We start from the raw sequence: 331 nt of genomic DNA on the forward strand, positions 1-331 counted from the left end.
AAGACCACCGATAGCGAGCGAGAGCATCAATGCCTTACGGTGAAACAAAAACTCTTTATCACCGGTTTTTCGCTTCAGCATCTTAAATGCTGCAATGGAGGCAATCGCAAACGCTCCGGTCATATATGCAGAAAGCCCGACATGAATCGCCGATACAGCGAAGCTCGGATTAAAAAAACCCGCCCACGGATCTACGTCTACGATCTGACCGTCCACGATACGAAATCCGGCAGGCGTTCCTTCAAACGCATGCACATTCGTAATCAAGACAGCTGACGCCAACGCGCCGAGCGCTACTAGGCTAACGCTTAGAATCCGCATTCCAGCCGAG

General features: G+C 51.1%; 1 protein-coding gene. It reads right to left on the reverse strand.

The genetic code is table 11. From position 1 onward, the window contains the following. Positions 1–331, reverse strand: a 331-nt coding sequence (locus tag LKX83_RS32195; protein WP_227887338.1) for a cytochrome ubiquinol oxidase subunit I, incomplete at both ends; no start/stop codon positions are given.

This window comes from Cohnella baijiui, assembly GCF_020731285.1.
Taxonomy (GTDB): Bacteria; Bacillota; Bacilli; order Paenibacillales; family Paenibacillaceae; genus Cohnella.